Source organism: Dolichospermum circinale AWQC131C, assembly GCF_000426905.1.
GTDB lineage: Bacteria > Cyanobacteriota > Cyanobacteriia > Cyanobacteriales > Nostocaceae > Dolichospermum > Dolichospermum circinale.
In genome coordinates this window covers 196,400-197,448 of record NZ_KE384601.1, presented here as the reverse complement: position 1 = coordinate 197,448, position 1,049 = coordinate 196,400, and the positions used below count along the sequence as shown (strand labels likewise).

1 protein-coding gene is annotated in these 1,049 nt (G+C 32.2%); it reads left to right on the top strand.

Annotated elements, in window-relative coordinates:
• Window positions 1–11: 11 nt before the first annotated feature.
• The coding region (locus ACIR131C_RS27430; protein WP_231395418.1) for an N-6 DNA methylase at window positions 12–1,049 on the top strand (1,038 nt) is incomplete at its 3' end.

The window sequence follows — 1,049 nt, the reverse complement described above, 5'->3', positions numbered from 1 at the left end:
AATTTGCAGATATGTACGCTCAAACTATCGCTTATGGGTTATTTACTGCAAAAATTGGTCATGCACAAAACCCTGGAGAATTTGCATTTAATCGCACAACAGCAAGTATTTATATTACTGATAAAATTCCTTTTTTAAAAGGTTTATTTGATTTAGTTTTAGGAACTAATAGCGTTAGTAAAATTCACAAATCAATTGAGAATTTAATAGACTTATTTAACACAATAGACATGACCAATATTTTAGACAACTTTGGTCAAGAAACCCGCACAGAAGATCCAGTTATTCACTTTTACGAAACATTTTTAGCCGCTTATGAATCTTCATTGAGAAAAAGTAGAGGAGTTTATTATACTCCTGAACCTGTAGTTAATTTTATTGTCCGTTCTGTTAATGATATTTTAGTTAATGAAGAAATTTTTGATTTAGAATATGGTTTAGGAAATCGCAAAGTCACAATTCTTGACCCCGCAACGGGAACAGGAACATTTTTATATGCAGTTATTAAACAAATTCGTGATAATGTTGCTAAATATGGTGTTGATAAATGGAATAGTTTTTTAAGAGACGCAAAACTTTTAAAGCGTTTATTTGGGTTTGAATTATTGATGACTCCCTATACCATAGCGCATTTAAAATTAGGTTTATTATTAGGAGATTTGGGTTATAAATTTGCACCAGCAGAAAGATTAAAAATTTATTTAACTAATGCTTTGGAAGCAGGAATAAAATCCGGGGAATTAATTCCCGGAATTACCCAAATTATCGCGGAAGAATCAAGTCAAGCAGCCAAAGTAAAAACCAACATTTTTGTAACTGTAGTCTTAGGAAATCCTCCTTATGCTGTCAGTTCGCAAAATGCGAGTAAACGCAAAAGGGTCTTAAATCAAGATGAAAGATATTTAGCAGATATTGAATATACTGGTTCAGTTTGGAATCGGATTTATAAAACCGGAAAAGCGGGTAAAACTATCACCGAATTAACCCACATTGGGGAACTTTTAGAACTATATAAAGGTAGAGTGAGACTGGAAGGAGAAAAGAATATT